The organism is Pedobacter agri, from assembly GCF_032678665.1.
Classification (GTDB): Bacteria; Bacteroidota; Bacteroidia; order Sphingobacteriales; family Sphingobacteriaceae; genus Pedobacter; species Pedobacter agri_A.
Map to the genome: position 1 here is coordinate 1 of NZ_JAVTSH010000018.1, position 2,421 is coordinate 2,421.

Annotated in this window: 3 protein-coding genes; all 3 read right to left on the minus strand. The window is 32.6% G+C overall.

Features of this window, described 5'->3' with window-relative positions; translation table 11 throughout:
* Positions 1-275 precede the first annotated feature (275 nt).
* Complete coding sequence (locus tag R2Q70_RS21820; protein WP_316809674.1) at positions 276-839, minus strand: hypothetical protein; 564 nt, start codon at positions 837-839, stop codon at positions 276-278.
* A 123-nt stretch (positions 840-962) separates the two neighbouring features.
* The gene (locus R2Q70_RS21950) at positions 963-1,118 is read right to left on the minus strand and encodes a hypothetical protein (protein WP_410478395.1); all 156 of its coding nucleotides are present in this window, start codon (positions 1,116-1,118) and stop codon (positions 963-965) included.
* Positions 1,119-1,759: 641 nt separating this feature from the next.
* On the minus strand, positions 1,760-2,026 hold the full coding sequence (locus R2Q70_RS21825) for a helix-turn-helix domain-containing protein (RefSeq protein ID WP_316809675.1): 267 nt from the start codon (positions 2,024-2,026) through the stop codon (positions 1,760-1,762).
* Positions 2,027-2,421: the final 395 nt, after the last annotated feature.

Consider the following 2,421-nt stretch of genomic DNA (forward strand, 5'->3'; position numbering starts at 1 on the left):
ATTTCTTGTTCATGTTGTTCATTTTTAATATCGATTACAACATGCAGAGGTATTAAATGTTTCAGAAGTGTTACATAAAATAAACACAAAAAAGTTGTATTATTTATAAAATTCAAATATTTTATAGTGTCGTAAATAACTGGATTATTGAAGAGCATTTTGGAGGGTACAGCCAATAGATTAAAGCCATACACTAACCTGGAATTACCTTTGTTGATGGCATTCGTAGGCGCTAAATTAGGACAACAGGAGAACAATGATCCTGTAAAAGCAAGCTATTCTTTGCCAGGCAGAAGATAATCAATAGACAGGCTGGCCATTCGACCAGTACGCCCTAAAATTGGACCCGTGATAATGATCCTATTAAGCCTTTGCATATTAAGTTTGACAGAATCTGTGGCGAGAAACGTTCTGTTATAAAAAGTGGAATACAAATGTCCAACTTCAGACCTTTTACTTGAAAATATAATTACACCATTATTATCAATTATAGATGCTTCCTGAAAATTTGGCAATGTAGTAAGCTGATTTAGATAGGTATTAATAGCTTTCCCATCCCCTTTTAAAAAATCATTAGAAATTGTCCACAATAGTGGTTTACTAAATACGAGCAGGTTATTTTTAAATGTAGCGTCTGATTTAGCAGAAATTAATCTTTTATAACGCTGGCTTTCTTTCTGACTTTCTCGAAGAATAGATCTCCGTTCCATTGTTTTCCAGGCCCAAAGAGAAAAAATTATTACAATGGTGAGGGAGATCGAAATCATGAAGGTTTTGATGGAGATAGTAGATTCTTGTATTTTGCGAGCTTGACTTTGTTTATCCGCTAGAGTGGCCATCGATGTAATTCTTTATTTCCCTATAAATGTATAAAACGTCGATTTTGTTTTTAGCTAATGCAAGGTCTCTGCCCATTGCCTGGAGATTTAGTGTAAAGACAGACAACGAAGTCAGTAATAAACCTAAAATCTGCACTGCGTTAATTCCACTGTCTGTTTAACAGACATAGAAACCCTGCTACCATCGACAGTTATTTTAATATAGATTGGAGTTCTCCCAAAAGCCTCTCTATTGCGCCTAATAAAGAAATTGACGCTAAAACTGTGGTTAGATTTCATAAAATTTTCTCTTTAATTGCAACCAAATCGACGACAAAAACAGCAAAAAAATTGATCGATTTGATCGTTTGTTTTTTTGAAAAAAAATTTAATTATAAAAATTCCAGTTTTGAAGAAATCACAAAATTATAAGGAAAATTTTGGTTATGATTTGGTTGCAAAATATTTGATATATAATGCCCCATAATGACCTATTTCAAAAAGAAAACCCCCTAAATTCATCATTTAGAGGGTTCTTGATACAATCTGTATCTGTATTCGTCGGGATGGCAGGATGATAAAGTAATTTACAACCCACACATTTACAATCACTTACAAAGCCTTTTTCTTTTATGGTAACGATTTGGTAAAAAGTAGTTTCTAGCGATTTTTTACAGAACTTTTCGCAGTAAATTAATATCTCAAAACGATCGAATAACCTGCTTATTGAATACAATTTACGACTATTAACAACAATATCAAATAATTGCATTGCTTTTAGAAATTCTTTTCATTTATTCCAGGAAAACAACAAGCAAAAAAAATGCCCGCTATTTCGGGCATTAATATTCTTAATCTGTGAAAACCGTTATTGCTGTTGCTTTAATACAACCTTATCTGATTTGAAGAAAGAGTGTGATTAAGGCTTGTACCCATATCATTTATTTCCTATTCATGAGCGTTTCCATATCCTCATGTCTATAATAAATCAACCCACCGATCTTCGAAAAGCGCAGCGTACCATTTCTTCTATATGAAGCTAACGTACCTTTAGAAATCGATAACATTTCGCAAACTTCGAAACTTTTCAACCACTCTTTTTTTACTACTGGCTTTTTACCTCCAAACCTGAATTTTCGCAATTCTTCAAAAATATCTTCTCTTAGCTGAGCGATGTCAGCTTTCGTAACCAACTCTGAAACTTCCATATCATAACATTTTAATGTATTATGAAGTTAGTATAGCCGCAAGCTTATTAAAATTTTTGGACCAAATTGAACTCAATTGAACTGCTAATGAACTTATCTTGACGTGAATTTAATAACAAACTGAGCTACTCAACTCAACCCCAATTCAGGAAAGAAATTAATCTATTTGGCAATTACGAATTTCGCAATATAAAATTAAAAAGTTTCATAAATATTTTGTAATCAATATATTTATGAAAATCAAATAAACAATTAAATAATAATACTTCACATATTATTTGAAGATTTTGATGTCCGTTATGTTGATAGAGCCAAGTGTTTAAAAAACACGAGGCTATCGGCCGTCCAGTGGACGGCCGATTTTTGGCTATATTATATCGTAATGGGTTGCGTAC

Bases quoted from the DNA above. Each gene is read 5' to 3' on its own strand.
- R2Q70_RS21820 (WP_316809674.1), bottom strand. From the start codon at position 839: ATGGCCACTCTAGCGGATAAACAAAGTCAAGCTCGCAAAATACAAGAA.
- R2Q70_RS21950 (WP_410478395.1), bottom strand. From the start codon at position 1,118: ATGAAATCTAACCACAGTTTTAGCGTCAATTTCTTTATTAGGCGCAAT.
- R2Q70_RS21825 (WP_316809675.1), bottom strand. From the start codon at position 2,026: ATGGAAGTTTCAGAGTTGGTTACGAAAGCTGACATCGCTCAGCTAAGA.